This is a genomic window from Bacillus cereus group sp. BfR-BA-01523, from assembly GCF_022662615.1.
Classification (GTDB): domain Bacteria; phylum Bacillota; class Bacilli; order Bacillales; family Bacillaceae_G; genus Bacillus_A; species Bacillus_A mycoides.
The window spans coordinates 171,218-188,842 of record NZ_JAKUDX010000001.1; the positions used below are offsets into that span (position 1 = coordinate 171,218).

Sequence of the window (17,625 nt, forward strand, 5' to 3'; positions counted from 1 at the left end):
ATTAGAATCAAATGTTAAAGCAATTGTTTTATTAGAAAAGTTAATTGGCACTGGTAACAACAGTAAGGGGTGGATTAGAAAATGGAAATTGCAATAGTCTGTTTCGATAACTTTACTGATATAGATGTTTTTCTACCATGGGATTTATTAAATCGTGTACGTTTAGTTGGCGGTATTTCTGATTGGAACGTTCAACTATTAGGAACGGAAAAAACTCATATATCCATGTCTGGCTTACGTATTCCCATGACAGGAAGCATATCCGATATTCCTTCTGCTGACGCTGTAATATTTGCAAGTGGCAAAGGGGTACAAGATTTATATAAAAACCAAGAATATATTACTAGTATTCATGTAGATCCTCAAAGACAATTAATAGGATCTATGTGTTCTGGTTCACTACTACTAGGAGCTAAAAAATTGCTAACTGGCAAAAAAGCAACTACATATCCATCCGCAGTAGAACAGCTTAAAGAATTTGATGTAGACGTTATTGAACAAGGTTTCGTAAACGAAGGAAATATCTCGACTGCTGCAGGCTGTTTTGCTGCTCAAGATCTCTCAGCCTGGATTATAAGAACCCTAATCAATGAAGAAATGGTCGATACGGTTCTAGAAACTGTTCAGCCAGTAGGCAAAGTTTTATATTTTTAATTTCAAATCAAGTTGAGGGATTGGTTGCTCCTCAAAACGATAAAATGAGCTTTTTTGCTTGATAGCGACGTGATATGCCTCCAATTTCAATTTAATTAAATAAAAAACCCGCGAATCATTCACGGGTTTTCCTTTTAATAACTAATTGCTATTGTACCTTCACCTGCGTGAACAGCAAATGAAATCGGTAATGGATACAGTTTGAAATCCATTTCAGGAAATGATTGTTTAATATCTGAAATCCATTCTTCAGCTCCATCTTTATCGTTAGCATAGAACATATGAAGTACTTTTGGTAATTCTTTTTCAAGCTCATTTTTAATGTATTCTCTACATTTTTGGATTTTACGCACTTTCTTTTCAAGTAAAAGTTCTCCGCCTTTTACTTCTAAGATTAAGTTGACACTTAATAAACTTCCAAGTAAAAATTGAACTCCCTTTACTCGACCACTTGCATATAAACCTTTTAAGCTTTTTGGAAATACATAAAAAGGCCTTCTTTTTTCATCTACTAATGTTTTATGTATATCTTGTAAAGTCATACCATCATTGTATAACGTTTTAGCTTTTCTCAAAAGTTCATCCATTGGATAACTTGTCGTTTCACTATCTAATACAGTTAAAGGGAAACCTGCCATATCAGCAGCTAACTTCATATTTTGATAGGTCCCACTTACTTTTCCGCTAATAGCAACTGCAAAGCCTTCTTCATATTCTTCTTTGCATTTAGTAAATAATTCTACCATTTCCCCTATATTAGGTTGCGAAGTAGTAACTGTTCTTCCATCATTTAACGCTTCATAAAGACGTTTATGAACTCCTTCTTCACAATCCTTATAAGACACTCCATCAATAATAACTTCAATTGGGATAACAAAGTTATCACCATCTGTTGTAAAACTCGCAGTTGTACTATCAGTAAACCAAGCAACACGCTTCATGTTGTTCCTCCCTTATTCTGTTCCTCTTTTCTGACTTTTCTATATATTTATCTTACGAAAAGAGAATATCCCCTGTAATAGTAACAGGACTTTATTATTTTGGCTATAGTAGATGTATAATAAATGTGAATGTTTTTTGTCTATTTATCAAAAAAAAGAAAACCACAAAATTTTCCGGCTTTCTTTTAACATTAAATTACTTAAATGTTTCGTTATCTAAAATGACAACATAATCATTCGTCATTCGCCCCGCTTCTTTCGTATAACTGACAAGTCGCTGGATGTTATCACAGCAAATTTTTGCTCCCCATACGAGTAACGGTACACCAATAAAATCAATATGAAATCTTCTAGAAAACAAACCGCCTAAAGTCATTGGCAATGGAACTGTTGGTGATGTATTAGAAAAAATAATCTTATCATGGTTTTGATAATGTTTTTGCAGAATCTCTCCTAAATGCTTCATTGCAGGTACAACAACCTTTGATGCCCCGCAGCCAATTGTATATACGGGATTCCCATATTCATCTTGTCCATGAAAAATAATTTTCCCCATATCTTCTGTTTTCAATTTATTAAAGTACTCCACATTTAAAATTTCTTCTTTCGTTAACTTCCGATCAGTTGGTAATTTATTTAAATGATAAGCTGCAGCTAGCGAGGTTGTATGCGTTCCACCGAAATCTGTGTAGATAAAAATCATAATATCATCCCTTAATGTAAAAAGTTCAATGTTAATTAGTATCACCATTCAAAAGATTGTTAAACAAGGGATGAATTTTTTTATACTCTTTGTGTTAATTCATTATATTTTTTCCAAATATAATATCGTCTACTAATTACTGTACCTAATGTGATACAGAGGAAGGCATTCGTTACAACCATTAATGTGGAGTGCGTACTGCCAGAAAACATACTTTGCTTAATCACGATTTTCGCACCTAAAATAACAAGGAGAATAATTGTACTTAACCAATTTCCTTTTCGTAATACATGACCCGTTTCACTATCTAACCGAAATGTTAAAGCTTTCCCCCTAATAATCCCAAGTGTCAATCCAATTCCAAACATTGCAACGAAGAGAAGTCCTTGCAATAAAGTTACTTGCTCCATGTGAACAATGGACTGAATTGTTACATAGCACAATAAAGCTGGAACAAGCCAAATACGATTAATTTTCACTTTACGTTCTTTCCCTTGCATTAAAACGATAATAAGAATAACAACGATAATATCCAATTAAATCCCCCCTATTTACACGTTCCCTTTAAAAATTATATTCTTCTTTCTTTATTCGATACTTGAAATACAATAGCTACATTAAATTGTAAAATATGGAGTGTTCTTTTTCATCAGTCTTAAGCATTATTTATAAAAGTAAAAAGACGTACTTTTTACTCGTACGTCTTTTAGTACCTGTATTCAAAACGAGTACATTCATGAACCCGTTTAAACTTTTAGTTATCAATAGATTCTACACCTTTAGAATCAGCTTTATCTAATATTCGAATGTTAAGTTTAACAGCTAGCTTTAAAGCCATTTTATAAATAGTAAATCCAAGAATAGAGCCTAGAACGTTACAGGTTACATCATCAATATCAGTAATGCGACCCCATCCACTAAATAACGACTCAATTAATTGTAACAATTCAATACAAACTGATATAACAAAACCTAATAAAATTATATTTTTGATCTTTTTACATGTATCCCATATTATTGGTGCTAAAAATCCTAAAGGCATTAATAATAAAATATTCCCGCCTACATTTCTTACGATTAAACTAGTCATAAATAGGACATCACCATCATAAGCACTCCCTATTTGACTAATATCTTTAATAATTGATGCAAAGGGGAGAATATTGACTGAATGACTAAGATTTTCAATACTAGAAGGAAAGCCAATTGGTAAAGGGAATAAAGTTACTGCAATAACCATACAAATGTATACTACAAATAGAAAACTAATTAATTCTTTCCACCAATTTACATGCTTTTTATTTTTCATCCCAATTAAAATACTTCGTACAATCAAATAACAGATAACTCCCAAAATAATAAATAAACTACCACTTATCATATGCAAATTGCTAACACGTCCCTTCAGATCAATATCAAAGCTATATATCATTATTCTTACATATGATAATATAAATTGCGACTTAAATATCCAACTGGAAAAATCAGATGCGTATAATTTGATTTTTATCTGTATAGAATTACAGTCCATTAAAGAAAACCTTAAATGAAGGTTTTTAATTTATCGCTTATCACACATTAACTAAAATACTTTTCAAAGCAGAGGCAATCATGAACCCGTTTAAATTGTTTTCTTATCTCTTCTTTATTTTCACCGGTGTAATGAGCAAATGTTTGAACCGGATTTAACTGTTTTATATTACTATTTATTACATCTTTTATTTCATCTGTATGATCAGAATATACGTGTAAATATGAATCTACGTTTACAAAAGCATTTTTTTCATACCATCCATGTACCCACAGATTGTCTCTAGTCCATGCTTCCAATCGATTTAGCTTAAGTTCTTTAGCCATCTTTTCTGCTTCATTTAATAGTTGATTACCAATTCTCCTTCTGCGAAAATCGGGATGAACTGCAATATGCCAAATCATACCGCCAAGCCCTATTCCTCTTGAACAAACAGTACGCCCTTTTACTTCATATTCAATATCTATCAATCCTACTACTTGGTCTTCATATATAGCTACTAATTGAATAGTAGGATTTTCATATTTTTCTTTCTCTCTAAGTACATTGTCATAATATGCTGTATCTAAAAAAGATAACGCACGGCAACGTACCTAGCTTATTTCGTCTTCTTTTTTATATGCTCTAATTTTTATATCCATGTAATTAAAAAGCTCCTTCTATTTCTACCATTAGTTTTTCAGGTCCTGCCCCTTTATTTGATGGAATAACTAATGTAATTCCTAATTCCGGGTATACGGCCGAGCGAAAACTCACGCCTGGATCATATCCCATTACATGATATTTAAAAATATTTCCTTGTCTTTTTTCAATCCATATTCCATAGCCGTAAGACTGGCTATTATTCACTAAAATATGAGGAGTTAAAAGTAACTTCGTATATTCGTGGCTTAATATTTCATTGTTAAATAGAGCTTCCCAAAATTTCACCATGTCTGGTGCAGTAATATAAGCACCACCATCAGAACCTCCTTTTATGGGTATAGAGTATGCATTTGTTCTCCATTTTTGACTATTTCCATCCTTTATATATCCGAGAGCTGTATGTTTTGGTAAATTATCTAAAGAGAAATAGCCTGAATCATTCATGCCAACTGGAACAAATATGTTTCTTTCTATATATTCCGTAAATTCAAGTCCTGTCTGCTGTTCTATAATTAATCCAAGTATAATAAAACCTGCATTATTATAGTAAAACTTACTTCCTGGTGTAAACATCATATTACTGTTTTGGAATAATGGTAAAAAGTCTTTTAAACTTTTTAATAGATACATAGGAGTTTGTTTCCAAAGGTCTTCAAAGTTATCCATAATACTTTCATCAAAATAATCTGGAATACCCGAACTATGCGTTAAAAGTTGATGTACTGTAATATCTTCATTAAAGTTTGGGAATTTAATATGTAGACAATCTTTTAACTTTGTATGAAAAGTAATTACACCTCTTTCAACAAGTTGACAGATACTGATAGCAGTAAATAATTTGCATCCTGAGGCAATTCCAAATCTTGCTTGTAGTGTATTGTTTATACATTCACTTCGGTTAGCATATCCAAATGAATTTTCATAAATAATATCATCATCTTTTTTTATTAAGACTACCCCAGAAAAATCTATATTCCGATGTATTTCTTTTACAATTTTCTCTATTTGATCTTTTGTTTTTATCATAATAACCACCCTTGTTTATTGGTATTGTTCTTTCCCCTTATTATTTTTCCATATATAGGGGAAAGAAACCTCCTATTCAACCCCTAATTTTCAAATAAAAACCAAGGGAACTATTTCGAATTTATTGATTCAGCGGAATATACCTTAGACTGCGATGGTAATAAAGTAAACACGCACAATATGATAGTAATAAGTAGCATTACCAATACTCCTACAATGACTACAAGTTGTATAGAAGTGAATTGAGTTGCAACGCCGAACAGAATCGTTATAAAAATTGTAAAAACAGCTATAACGAGCCCGTATATACTCCCGATTCGTCCCATCCTATGAACCGGAACGTTATTTTGATAAAATGTGTAAAATCCTGTATTTGCATATGCCATAGAGAAAGATAAAATAAAGAATCCAATAGCAGCTATTAAAAACTCACTTGAAAAAGCATAAATCAAATATCCAATTGCAATGAATAATGATCCTATCCCAATTAGAAATGAAGGTGTTAATTTTTTTGATAAAATTGTATTTGTTATGGCTCCTAAAATAAAACCCGCTCCAGCGATACTAACTAAAAAGCCATATTCACTATCTGTTAACAATAAAACTTCTTTCGCAAATGATAATTCAAGTGAATCAATAGCGGTAGCTAATACCATCATCCCTTGAAATAAGAAGTAAACACAAACAATATACATAGATTTTTTACTAAAATTTAAAACTATGTTCCAATCTTTCTTTAATACAGTTAGTGACAATTTATCATTGGATGTATTAGAATCATCTTTTTTATCAAGATTAGGTAAAAGCAATGTAATGAACCCTGATAACAGAAATGCTATAGCATTCATATATATAGCAAACTCTGGTGTACCAGTTATTAATAATATCCCCGCCACTGCTGGACCAATTAAAAATGCACCAGATCCTATTAAACTACGTAGTGAGTTGAAACGTTGTCTTTGCTCTACTGGAATTAATTTCGTCATATATGTCATAGCAGTTGGCTCATAAATCGCACTAGCCATGCTAATAAAGAATACTAAAAGATAGATAATCCAAAGAGATGGAAGCAAGGGTAAAATGGCGATAAATACTGCGCGGTATATATCAAGGTGAATCATTAACTTTCGTTTATTTAAACGATCTATCATACTTCCTGACCAAGCGTTTGTAAATAAAGTGGCTAATGGTTTTATCACATATAAAGTAGCGACAGCTAAGGCTGAGCCACCCATATTATAGACAAGTACATTCAGTGCGATTAAATAAATCCATGCACCTAAATTCGCAATACCAACTCCGGACAATAGTAATAAAGGATATTTCAAATCTTTAAGTAATTTTTTCACTTTAGGCACCCGCTTTCTAAATTGTTTTAAAACAATAAAAAAATCCCACCCCCAAGACTTAAAGTCTTAGGGACGAGATTTATCATCGCGGTGCCACCCTAGTTTGTTAATATGTCGCCATATTAACCTTATCAGGTACTGCACTATTTTCATGCTTATACCTTAGCTCTATAACGGGAGCTCCCGTCACACCATCCACTTTTAGAAGGTTCCGATGTGCTGCTCAGAGGCTTGGTTCAATAAAGAATTTTTGCTCCTTTTCAGCTAAATGGAGCTCTCTGTGAAAAATTCATTTTATTTACTCTTCTCTTCACTGCATTTGATTTTTTCCATATTATCACATAGGTTTTATATTGTAAATGATTAAAAAGAATAATCAGTTTTTTAAAAGTGAGCAACCTTTATAATTTTGTAACTTGATTTTTTATTTATTAAAAAATACGGTGCGTGAAATTGCATGTAACTCTAACAAAAAGAGCCTATTATACTATAGACTCTTACAAAATTCGATATTAATTTGTACTCGCTTCTGCTAATGGTTCTAGAGGCGGTTCCAAATCTAGTTTTAAAGTATCACCTTCTTGTATATATTGTCCCTTTTCAATGCTTTGACTCGTTACATACCCTGTACCTGTTGTTTTTAAATCTAATTTCAACAACTTAGAGAAATACATAACATCACGCATTGACCAACCTTTTAGATTAGGTATTTTTACATTATTTCCCACTAAAAATATACGATCTCCTTCACTCATTACCTCGCCAGTCTGTGGATATTGTTTTATTATCTTTCCTTCTCCTAATAATACCGGCTGAAGTTTCTCTTTTTCTGCAATGTTTTTTACAGTATCCATCGTTTGATTTACATAATTTTGTACTTTTATTTCAGATTGCTTTGTTGCATCTGCCATTTGTTTTTCTGTATATGGTTTCACTTTTAAATATTCTAGACTATTTTTCATAACTGGTTTAAAAATTTCAGCAAGAGGCTGAGCACCGTATTCATTCCCCTTTAATTTAGGTTGCTTAATGGCTAAATATACGACTAATTGCGGATCATCAATTGGAGCCATTCCTAAGAATGAAAAAATATAATTATCTTTCCCTTCCATATATCGTCCATTTTCAGGATTCGGAATTTGCGCTGTCCCTGTTTTACCACCAATCGGATAACCATCAATTTTATACATCGTTCCCGTTCCTTTAGATGATGTTATAACACGCTCCATTAAGTTCCTTACCTTATCTGCGGTTTCTTTTTTAATCGGATTCCCTATTTCTTTAGGTTGATTTTCCATAATAACTTGTTTATTTGTTGGATTTACAACCTTATCAACAATATAAGGTTGCATCATTTTCCCGTCATTTGCTATAGCTGTGGCTGCTTGTACTATTTGAATAGGGGTTACAGTAGAGCCTTGACCGAAAGAAGTAGTAACTTGTTGGATTTGAGTATTTAGCAATAATGTATTTTTAATTTCTCCAGGCAAATCTATACCTGTTTTTTGATTGAAACCAAATTTATTCATATATTGCTTGAATTTATTTGGTTTCAGTAACTGATCTTCTAAAATAGAAAAAGCAACGTTCGATGACCGTTCAAACCCTTCATCAAATGTAATTGAACCCCATCCATAGCCGCCATTATGATCTTTAATCTCTGCTGAACCAACTGCGTATTTTCCTGATTGGAAATATTCTTTCCCGTTATATACACCTTCATTAATTGCAGCAGCTAATGTAAAAACTTTCATTGTAGACCCTGGTTCGAATGCATTCGCAATTGGATCGTTTAAAAAATATTCAATGTCTCCCTTGTTAGGATTATAACTAGGCTTACTAGACATTGCTAAAATCTTACCTGTTTTTGGATCTGCAATAATTCCTACTAACATAGAAGGGTCATAGTGTTGCTCCGCTTTGTTCATTGCATCTTCTAAAAAACTATTAATTTGTTTATCAAGCGTAAGGTATACGTTATTTCCATTTTTAGCAGGTTCTATTTTTCCTATATCATTTGTAAGTGGGATACCATTTCGTGAACCTACATATTTTACATTTCCGTTTGTAGAGCGCAAATATTTATCAAGACTTTGTTCGAGTCCAAACTTACCTTCTGCATTTCCTTTTTCATCTGGCCTAGCAAAACCTAGGATATATGATGCAAAGTCTTCGTTTGGATATACTCTAGCTTTTTCTGTCGTAAATGACACCCCTGGTATTTTTAATTTTTTTATTTCCTCCTTCACTTCTCTAGGTAAATTCCGTCCAATTTTACCAATTTCAACTTGCGTACGTCCTTCATGAAAATTTTTCATGATCTCCTCTTTATCAACTTCAAGCGCATCTGCTAAACGTTGTGCAGTATCTTCTTTATCTTTTAATTTATCTTTTCCTTTTAAGTTTACAACGATGCGATATGTCGTTGAGTCTTGGACTAATACTTTACCGTTTTGATCATAAATTGTCCCGCGATTTGCCTCTAAAACTCCATTTTTGTTTTGTTGTTCCTTCGCAAGATCCTTTACATTAACATTATGCACGACTCCTACTGCTTGAATATAAAATATACGTAAAAGCATAGTAAGAAACAAAACAATAAAAGCAATCATCATATATCGAGCGCCTTTATTCGTTTGAAGTTTATGCATACTAATCTCCTTTCCTTTACAATGCATTAATGCGAAGATGCACTTTTTTATTTTAGATACTATATTTTTCGTAGTTTTTTCAGTGAATTCCTCTAAAACGATAAGAAAACAATCTAAGTTGCTATTTGTTTCTGATCGTTTATGTTTTTAAATATAAAATACGGTGAGTGAAATTTTTCGAATCTTCAAATAAAAAGAACCTACTTTTTGGTAGGTTCTTAAGTTTACGCTATGTGGTTATATTTCGCTAAAAAAGGAACTCGTTTTGCTACTAGTGCATACATTTTGAAAATAAAACTTGCTAACGGTTCAAATATACGTGCGCTTTGCATCACTAATCCACTTGTAATAAATGTTAAGAACGCAGCACCAAGTATATCTAGAGGATAATGAACGCCTACGTACATGCGTGATACACCGACTAATATTGCCCATATTAACGCGATATATTTAAGTTTTTCTCCTCTTAGAATAAATACGAAAGCAATCGAAAATACGAGTACAGAATGATCACTTACAAATGATGAATCTGCTGCATGCGGTACTAATTGATTTACATGATGTGTTATAAAAGGACGCGGATGGTAATATACCGCATGTATAAGAACATTTACTAATAATGCAATACTAACTGAAAGTGTCGTATATAACACTGTATATTGTTTTCTAATTGCATTCTCTTTCTTTCCATTATTGAACCATAGGATAAGCATGAATAGAATAGCTACATATGGAACACTATTTGTAATAGCGATCATTAGCGTATCTAATAGCTTGGATGATCCAGCAAAGTTATTAATCCATTGAAATACTGTGTAATTCATATTACTCTCTCCTTATTATTACTCATTGTACTTTAAATAAAGATACAAGTGTTCTTGATTTACACAGTATACAACATCAATATGAAAATGGGCTTAAACTTTTCTCATCTAATTCTCATTTTATTACTATTCATTTGACAATCGTGTAACTATTTACAAGAGCTAAGTATGTATAAAGCTTGTAAAACATTTTAAATAGTATGGTAAACACTTTATGCATGAATATAATACTTAACATGTTCATTTAAATATAATTTCTCTGAAATCATATTTTCATTCCATACGAAGGGCAATATTACCGAATTGTTCTCCTTGCTGCATTCGATTTAAAGCTTGAATTGCTTCTTCTAATGGATATACTTTATCAATGATTGGTTTAATATTATGTTCCTCTATAAAATGAATCATCGCATTAAACTCTTCACTGCTCCCCATTGATGTTCCCATAATATCGATTTGATTATAAAATAATGCTCGTAACGGTAATTCGATTTTATCTCCTGAACTTGCACCAAAGTTAACGATTCTTCCATTTGGTTTTAATATATCAAAATATTTTAAGAAAGTCGCCGGACCTATACTATCTATAATTAAATCCACTTTTTCTCCATGTAGGCACTCGTCCCAATTACCAGAACTATTAAAAGAAAAGTCTGCTCCATATTTTTCAGCAGCCTTTCTTTTGTCCTCTATCCTTGAAGTAACACTCACCTTTGCTCCAATTGCTTTAGCAAATAACATAGCATAAGTAGCTACACCACCGCCGATTCCCGGAATTAGGACATGTTCTTCAGGTTTTAATCTACCTTTTGTAAAAAGCGCTCTATATGCAGTTAATGCCGATAAAGATAAAACGCCAGATTCTTCCCACGTAAGATATGATGGCTTTTCCACTACATTTTCTGCTGGTACAATAACATATTCAGCAAACGTTCCATCGGCTGGTCCACCTAGTACTTCAGGTAACTCTGGTATTTCATGAGTATTATTCCATCCAATACTAGGGTTAATAATAACCTCGGTATGTAGTGAAATATTTGAAACTCCTTCTCCTAGTTCTATAACAATACCTGCACCATCTGACCCTAAAACTAATGGTAGTTCCATTTCTTTTCTATTATTCATTATAAATAAATCACGATGATTTAAACCTGCTGCTCTTAATTTCACTTTAACTTCCCCCGCATTAGGAGTTATCTCCGGTGATAATTTATATTCTAAACCTTCTAACCCTTTTTTATGTTGATGTACAATAGCTTCCATTAATTATTCCCCCTTAATCCTTTCAATGTACTTTAAATATCGAAATAAATAAAATAATTTGATTACTAAGCATCAAAAAAGGAGGAAATACAAAATGTATTCCTCCTTTTAAAGAGTATTTTCAAAAAGAATTTTTTACCTTTAACTATTCATGTGTAGTATCAGGAAATGTAATTGTAACAATTGTTCCTTCGTTTTCTTTACTCTCTAATTGAATAGCTCCGTTATATTTTTCTACAAGCCTTTTTGCAATTGATAAACCTAGCCCATTTCCACCTTGTTTTCGGCTTCTCGCTTTATCAACTCTATAAAAACGGTTAAGAACAAATGGTAAATCTGCTTCAGGTATTCCTGCCCCATGATCTATTATTCGGATTTTAATTTTGCCTGACCGCATACTTGATTCAATGCAAATATACTTATTAGCTTCTTTTGTATATTTCACTGCATTATCCATTACAATAATAATTATTTGTTCTAAGTAAGATGATGGTATTGAAACATACGCTTCATCTGCATCCAATTTCATATCAAATTGAAAGTCAGTTTGCAGTATTGCAAAGTTTTGTGTAACTTGTTTTAATACGCTATTAACATGGACTCGTTCGACTGCTATTGGATGCATCTGTTCTGCTTCAGCTCTTGATAGTTCTAGCAGTTCTGAAACTAATTTATTTAATCGATCTACTTCTTTTAGACTGGATTGAAGAGATTTATCCAATATAGCTTTATCATTTTTCCCCCATCGATTCAGCATTGATAAGTGCCCTTGAATAATTGTTAATGGTGTTCTTAATTCATGCGATGCGTCTTCTACAAACTGTTTTTGCTGTGTAAAAGAAGTTTCTACTTCATCCATCATTTCATTAAAAAGAATCGATAATTTTGCGAGTTCATCATTATTTTCTCGTACTGGAACTCTTTCATTTAGTCCGTTTTTCTTAATACGCTTCATCGTATCCGTTATGTTTTGAACACTTGATAAAAGCTTTTTCGTTATAAGTATTCCGCCTAAAAAACTAAACACTAATCCACATATCCCTGCAAAGACCATTACCACTAAGATAATTTTTAATAAATGATCAAATGTCTCTAAGTTTTTCGTAAGTTCAATAGTTCCCGTGAATTTTTTTGTTTGAATTGGTATGCGCTCAACTAATATTCGATCTTCTATATGTCTTTTTATTAAGGATTCATCTTGGGTAACCTGTTTTGGTTTTATCCAAGCTTCATTAAAATCTCGAGAAACAGTAACAATGGGCTTTCCATCATTTCCGATAATACGAATCATTTGATGTTTATCAATCATATTATTTAGAAATTCTTTACTATTTTCAAATGTTTTGCTCGAGAGCGTTTCGTTTTTATCTTGAAAATATGCCGCTATTTCTGTCAATTGTCTGTTTATTTGTTTCTGTTCATAATCTATAGTCCACTTATTAATTACAATGAATTGTAACGTGCTATACAAAATAAACAAAATGAATACTAGTGTAGTGGACCAAAGTGTTAATTTCCACTTTATAGGTAAATTTCGAATTCGGTGCACAATGTTTTTTATCATTTCATTATATATCCAGCACCGCGGACTGTTTGGATATACTCCTCCTTATCCACACTATGTAACTTATTACGTAAATAACGAACATATACATCGACTATATTCGTCTCAACCATTGCATCATAACCCCATACTTGGTCCAGTAAAATATCACGGGTAAGAACTCGATTAATATTTTTCATAAACATAAGCAGTAGCTCGAATTCTTTATTTGTAAGTTCAATTTCTTCATTTCCTTTAGTTATAGTTCGAGATTCAATCTGAAGCTGTAGATCTTTAAACGAAAGAAATGATGCGTGCTTTTGCTCTGTATTTTCTTCTCTCCTAAAAATCACTCTCATACGTGCTAAAAGTTCTTCAATTGCAAACGGTTTTGGAAGATAATCATCAGCTCCACTATCTAACCCTGTCACACGGTCCATAATACTATCACGAGCAGTCAACATAATAATAGGTGTACTTTTAGTTGCTCTTAGTCGACGACATACTTCCAGTCCGTTTAATCCTGGTAACATTAAATCAAGTAATATGAGATCGTAATTCTTTTCAAGTGCTGCTTCTAATCCCTTTCTTCCATCAAGTTGTATATCTACTATATATCCTTCATACTTTAATTCTAATTCTAAAAAATCTGCTAAGCTTTCCTCATCCTCAATAATTAGTATATGTTGCAACGATACTTCCTCCTATACGATTAAATGAATAAGTAATCCTATTCCGAATATGACTGCAATAATTTGATGTGCTTTTCGATACATCTTCAATTTTGTTTTCTGATTAGATTTCTGTAAAACAAATCCCGCAACCCCTAATGTTATTAAGGTTAAAAGAGAAAATATACCACTGTATATTAGTATTATATGACGACTTCCTTTTATTAAAAAGTAAACACCGTGAGTAGTCGCAACAGCTATTACAGCGTATCCAATTAATACGTGAAAATGTTTTATAAAAAGATATAGCTCTTTAATTATTTTAAATCCGTGAATATGTTTCTTCTTTAAAAATAACCATATATGACGTAAGAACCATAATGATGCAGCTATAATTACCCCGTATTCACCTAAAGAACCTAATTTCTTATTTAGCCATTGTACATTTAATACATTCCCGTACAAAACATTAATAAATAGCAATTCTACACTACAAACAATAATAGTAATACCGATGATTTTAACATATATATGGAAATATTTATTTCTAAGTATTTTCTCCATTTTATATAATCTCCTTTTGACTCAAAAGCTCTATACTCAGCAGTGTATCAAGTAAAAGAGAGAATAGCGTGAGAGAAAGATTAAAATAAAATGAGAATCTGCAGACTACTTATATTTTATTTATCTCCTTTTTGGCCAATTCTAATATGTTGCAAATAAACGGTGCTTTTGCATTTGTATATGAAACACGATCAAAAGGATATGCAGCAGCAAGCATCTCTTTTAATACTCTATATTCTTCACGTGCCCACTCATGATTTATTAGAAAGTCTCGAAATAAAAGGTTGTTCCTCCATTCCTCGCTATTATAAATATAAACATGTAAATGGTGGGTACCAGCTCTCCATTTACCTTTTCTAAAAAAACGCCAATTAGGTGTTTTTTTAGGAACATATTCATAGCCAATTTCTTCTAGGGCTTCCCTCCAATTTCCGGTAATTTGTAAATTTGTTACGCCGATCATCATATCAATAAGAGGTTTAGCCCCTAACCCTTCTACGGCTGTGCTTCCGATATGTTCAATGGCAATAATTTCTTCATGGAGTAACGGCACAATTTTATTTTTTTCATTTAAAAACTCTGTATGCCAATATTGTTGGTACGGTTTAATTATGATTTTTCCATCCATTTGCTTCCCTCCTTATAACTATATATTATTATATTTATAAAATTTAAGTTTATAAATATAGGGATTTCACAAAATATGTCGAATACTGTAATGGACAACTTAATTATATTAAATTTGAAGTGAATTATGAAATATATTCCAGTTAAAATTCAGTTAGATACTATAACATTCCAACTAAAAAAACATCATAATTTTGATTGGCTTACAAAACTAGGTACAGTATTTGCGGTTTTTGACCAACAAGATTCCGGTAATATAAGTTTTGGTGTTGAAAAGAATGGGAAAAAGAACTTTATAAAATATGCAGGGGCACAAACACTCGCATATAATGCTTCTACAAATGAAGCTATACAAAGATTAAAAAGCTCAGTTACTATATACAATGAATTAAAACACGTTTCTCTTATAAGTTTAATTGATCACTATCCTGTACAACATGGATATGTTTTAATTTTCGATTGGTTTGACGGTGAATGTCTTCACCCGCACTGGAGTTTCCCACCCCCAGCAAAATACAATGATCCTAACTCACCATTTTATAAATATAAGAAATTATCCGTTAAAAATAGGCTAATTTCATTAAATTCTATTTTTAATTTCCATACTTACGTTGAACACAAAAACTATGTAGCTATTGATTTTTATGACGGTAGTATTTTGTACAACTTTAAAACTAATGAAACAAAAATTTGTGATATTGATTTATACAGTAACAAACCGTATGTAAATAAGATGAGACGAATGTGGGGGTCATCTCGTTTTATGTCACCTGAAGAGTTTCAACTTAACTCTATAATAGACGGACAAACAAACGTATTTAATATGGGGGCTATAGCTTTTACACTACTAGGTGGCGGGCAAGATCGTTCCTTTATGAAATGGGAAGCTAGTGAAGGCTTATATGAAGTAGCATACCGTGCTGTAAATGAAAATCGTAGTGAGCGCTATGCGTCAATGGAAGAGTTTAATAATGCATGGTTAAAAGCCTATAACACTGAAAATCTATAAAAACTACATACATTATAAAAGTACATGTAAAACTTGCACTTTTATAATGTATAATACATATGGGATTGAAATTCAGGATAACGGGGCATGTATTATGAACTTTGTTTATATTAATCAAAATGTTTTAAATAATCTTCTTTATATTTTAAGCAGTATATTTGTTTTTTATTTTATTTATGATAGTGGGTACTTCGGGAAGAAATATAAGAAACTACTTATCATTCTTTGTACGAGTATCCCACTAATTTTATGTATGCGGTATCCCATCTATATGGATGAAAATTATATTCATGATTTAAGACAAATCCCCTTTTTAATTGGTACACTTTATGGTGGATTTCCAGTCGGTATTGCATTACTCATGATTTTATTAATAATACGTTTTATGTTTTATGGTTTTAGCCTGTTAACAATCATTGTTTATGGAACGATGTTAATCATTACAGCATTCGCATCATCAAAATTTAATACATACAATAGGAAAATAAAAGTAACTTCATCTATGTTTTTAACTTTTTTCCTTGCAATATTTACAACAGTAATTGTTTTAACTCTATCAGATTTTGAAGTGAATAATTTGTACATTATTTATTTCATTCTATTACCAACTATTTTAATATTATTTATGGTCTATTTTAATGAGGTTTTAAAAGATGCAATATTTATGCGTTCAAAATTAATAAAAGTTGAAAAAATGGAGATTGTCAGCCAACTCGCTGCAAGTATTTCACATGAAGTAAGGAATCCATTGACTGTTGTAAAAGGATTTGCACAACTTTTAAAAACACCCAATATAACTCAACAATCCAAAGATGAGTATATTGAACATATTCTTGAAGAGTTAAATCGTGCACAAGCAATTATTGATGATTACTTAACTTTTGCCAAACCGGCTTCAGAAAAACTAGATCATATTTCAGTGGAGCACGAGTTAAATCGAGTTATTAATATGATGTTGCCTTTTTGTAACATGAATAATATTAATATTACAAAAGAGTTCTCAGAGGGAACAATTATTGGTAATACACAGCACTTCCATCAATGTTTTTTAAATTTAATAAAAAACAGTATAGAAGCAATGCCATGTGGCGGTAATCTAATTATTTCTGCAACTGTTAGCAATAATAAGGTCATAATAAGGATTCAAGATAGTGGAGTTGGAATGTCGCAAGAGCAAATTAATCGATTTGGCGAACCATATTTTAGTACAAAAACGAAAGGTACGGGTTTAGGAACGATGGTTGCTGTTAAAATTATTGAAACGATGCGAGGCAGTTTAAAAATCCGAAGTATCGTTAATAAAGGAACTACTTTAACTATTACATTCCCAAAATATAATAATGAGAGCACGTTGCATAATAAATAAAAAAGGAGCATAATGGCTCCTTTTTTATTTCAATACAAAAAGTATCTGCTATGTTTTTTTAATTTACATTTAGAAGAGACTAATTAGAAATTAGTACCCTTAGCTCCAACAGCTACATCCAACAATAATTAATAAAATAAATAACACAACTAATAAAGCGAAACCTCCACCAAAACCACAAGAACCGCCGAAACTCATATTTTCTCCTCCTTTTGGTTTGAAAACTAATAGGTAGTTGATCATTTTAACTGGTTCGTA

The 17,625-nt window shown here is 31.9% G+C and carries 17 protein-coding genes, 1 pseudogene and 1 other annotated feature; of the genes and pseudogenes, 3 read left to right on the forward strand and 15 right to left on the reverse strand.

All coding sequences use genetic code 11. The annotated features are described in order from the left end of the window. Positions 1 to 81 precede the first annotated feature (81 nt). The gene (locus MR066_RS00795; protein ID WP_242245630.1) at positions 82 to 654 is read left to right on the forward strand and encodes a DJ-1/PfpI family protein; all 573 of its coding nucleotides are present in this window, start codon (positions 82 to 84) and stop codon (positions 652 to 654) included. A 134-nt stretch (positions 655 to 788) separates the two neighbouring features. Here MR066_RS00795 and MR066_RS00800 read toward each other — a convergent pair whose 3' ends face one another. The 14 genes and pseudogenes from MR066_RS00800 to MR066_RS00865 all read right to left on the reverse strand — a co-directional run bounded on the left by MR066_RS00800 (position 789) and on the right by MR066_RS00865 (position 14,993). Further along, entirely contained in the window at positions 789 to 1,595 is an 807-nt protein-coding gene (locus MR066_RS00800; protein WP_078176616.1) for a DegV family protein, read from the reverse strand. 196 nt (positions 1,596 to 1,791) lie between these two features. Next, complete coding sequence (locus MR066_RS00805) at positions 1,792 to 2,298, reverse strand: DUF3189 family protein (RefSeq protein ID WP_002085266.1); 507 nt, start codon at positions 2,296 to 2,298, stop codon at positions 1,792 to 1,794. Positions 2,299 to 2,378: 80 nt separating this feature from the next. Continuing rightward, entirely contained in the window at positions 2,379 to 2,834 is a 456-nt protein-coding gene (locus MR066_RS00810) for a CcdC protein domain-containing protein (RefSeq protein WP_242245631.1), read from the reverse strand. A 218-nt stretch (positions 2,835 to 3,052) separates the two neighbouring features. Next, positions 3,053 to 3,679, reverse strand: a complete 627-nt coding sequence (locus MR066_RS00815; protein ID WP_396022268.1) for a VanZ family protein — start codon at positions 3,677 to 3,679, stop codon at positions 3,053 to 3,055. Positions 3,680 to 3,876: 197 nt separating this feature from the next. Continuing rightward, positions 3,877 to 4,470 (reverse strand): annotated as a pseudogene (locus MR066_RS00820) (GNAT family N-acetyltransferase). 4 nt (positions 4,471 to 4,474) lie between these two features. Next, entirely contained in the window at positions 4,475 to 5,500 is a 1,026-nt protein-coding gene (locus tag MR066_RS00825) for a serine hydrolase domain-containing protein (protein WP_242245635.1), read from the reverse strand. 110 nt (positions 5,501 to 5,610) lie between these two features. Beyond that, on the reverse strand, positions 5,611 to 6,849 hold the full coding sequence (locus tag MR066_RS00830) for an MFS transporter (protein ID WP_242245636.1): 1,239 nt from the start codon (positions 6,847 to 6,849) through the stop codon (positions 5,611 to 5,613). Positions 6,850 to 6,914: 65 nt separating this feature from the next. Further along, positions 6,915 to 7,172, reverse strand: a binding site (T-box leader). Between the two features lie 189 nt (positions 7,173 to 7,361). Beyond that, the gene (locus MR066_RS00835) at positions 7,362 to 9,500 is read right to left on the reverse strand and encodes a penicillin-binding protein (protein ID WP_242245639.1); all 2,139 of its coding nucleotides are present in this window, start codon (positions 9,498 to 9,500) and stop codon (positions 7,362 to 7,364) included. A 224-nt stretch (positions 9,501 to 9,724) separates the two neighbouring features. Beyond that, positions 9,725 to 10,324, reverse strand: a complete 600-nt coding sequence (locus tag MR066_RS00840; protein ID WP_002085252.1) for an undecaprenyl-diphosphatase — start codon at positions 10,322 to 10,324, stop codon at positions 9,725 to 9,727. Between the two features lie 273 nt (positions 10,325 to 10,597). Further along, a complete protein-coding gene (locus MR066_RS00845; protein WP_242245641.1) occupies positions 10,598 to 11,587 on the reverse strand; it encodes a zinc-binding dehydrogenase in 990 nt (329 codons plus the stop codon). Between the two features lie 145 nt (positions 11,588 to 11,732). Further along, positions 11,733 to 13,151, reverse strand: coding sequence for a HAMP domain-containing histidine kinase (locus MR066_RS00850; protein WP_242245642.1), 1,419 nt, complete (start codon positions 13,149 to 13,151; stop codon positions 11,733 to 11,735). Next, entirely contained in the window at positions 13,148 to 13,822 is a 675-nt protein-coding gene (locus MR066_RS00855; RefSeq protein ID WP_002032425.1) for a response regulator transcription factor, read from the reverse strand. The genes MR066_RS00850 and MR066_RS00855 overlap by 4 nt, the downstream gene beginning before the upstream one ends. A gap of 12 nt (positions 13,823 to 13,834) precedes the next feature. Further along, a complete protein-coding gene (locus MR066_RS00860; protein WP_002085249.1) occupies positions 13,835 to 14,365 on the reverse strand; it encodes a hypothetical protein in 531 nt (176 codons plus the stop codon). Between the two features lie 109 nt (positions 14,366 to 14,474). Beyond that, the gene (locus MR066_RS00865) at positions 14,475 to 14,993 is read right to left on the reverse strand and encodes a GrpB family protein (RefSeq protein ID WP_002085248.1); all 519 of its coding nucleotides are present in this window, start codon (positions 14,991 to 14,993) and stop codon (positions 14,475 to 14,477) included. Positions 14,994 to 15,119: 126 nt separating this feature from the next. Between MR066_RS00865 and MR066_RS00870 the strand changes: the two genes are divergently transcribed. Both MR066_RS00870 and MR066_RS00875 read left to right on the forward strand, forming a co-directional pair. Continuing rightward, on the forward strand, positions 15,120 to 16,001 hold the full coding sequence (locus MR066_RS00870; protein ID WP_242245644.1) for a protein kinase family protein: 882 nt from the start codon (positions 15,120 to 15,122) through the stop codon (positions 15,999 to 16,001). A gap of 46 nt (positions 16,002 to 16,047) precedes the next feature. Next, the gene (locus MR066_RS00875) at positions 16,048 to 17,367 is read left to right on the forward strand and encodes a sensor histidine kinase (protein ID WP_242245645.1); all 1,320 of its coding nucleotides are present in this window, start codon (positions 16,048 to 16,050) and stop codon (positions 17,365 to 17,367) included. A 99-nt stretch (positions 17,368 to 17,466) separates the two neighbouring features. Here MR066_RS00875 and MR066_RS00880 read toward each other — a convergent pair whose 3' ends face one another. Then, the gene (locus MR066_RS00880; protein ID WP_000007808.1) at positions 17,467 to 17,565 is read right to left on the reverse strand and encodes a YjcZ family sporulation protein; all 99 of its coding nucleotides are present in this window, start codon (positions 17,563 to 17,565) and stop codon (positions 17,467 to 17,469) included. Positions 17,566 to 17,625 lie beyond the last annotated feature (60 nt).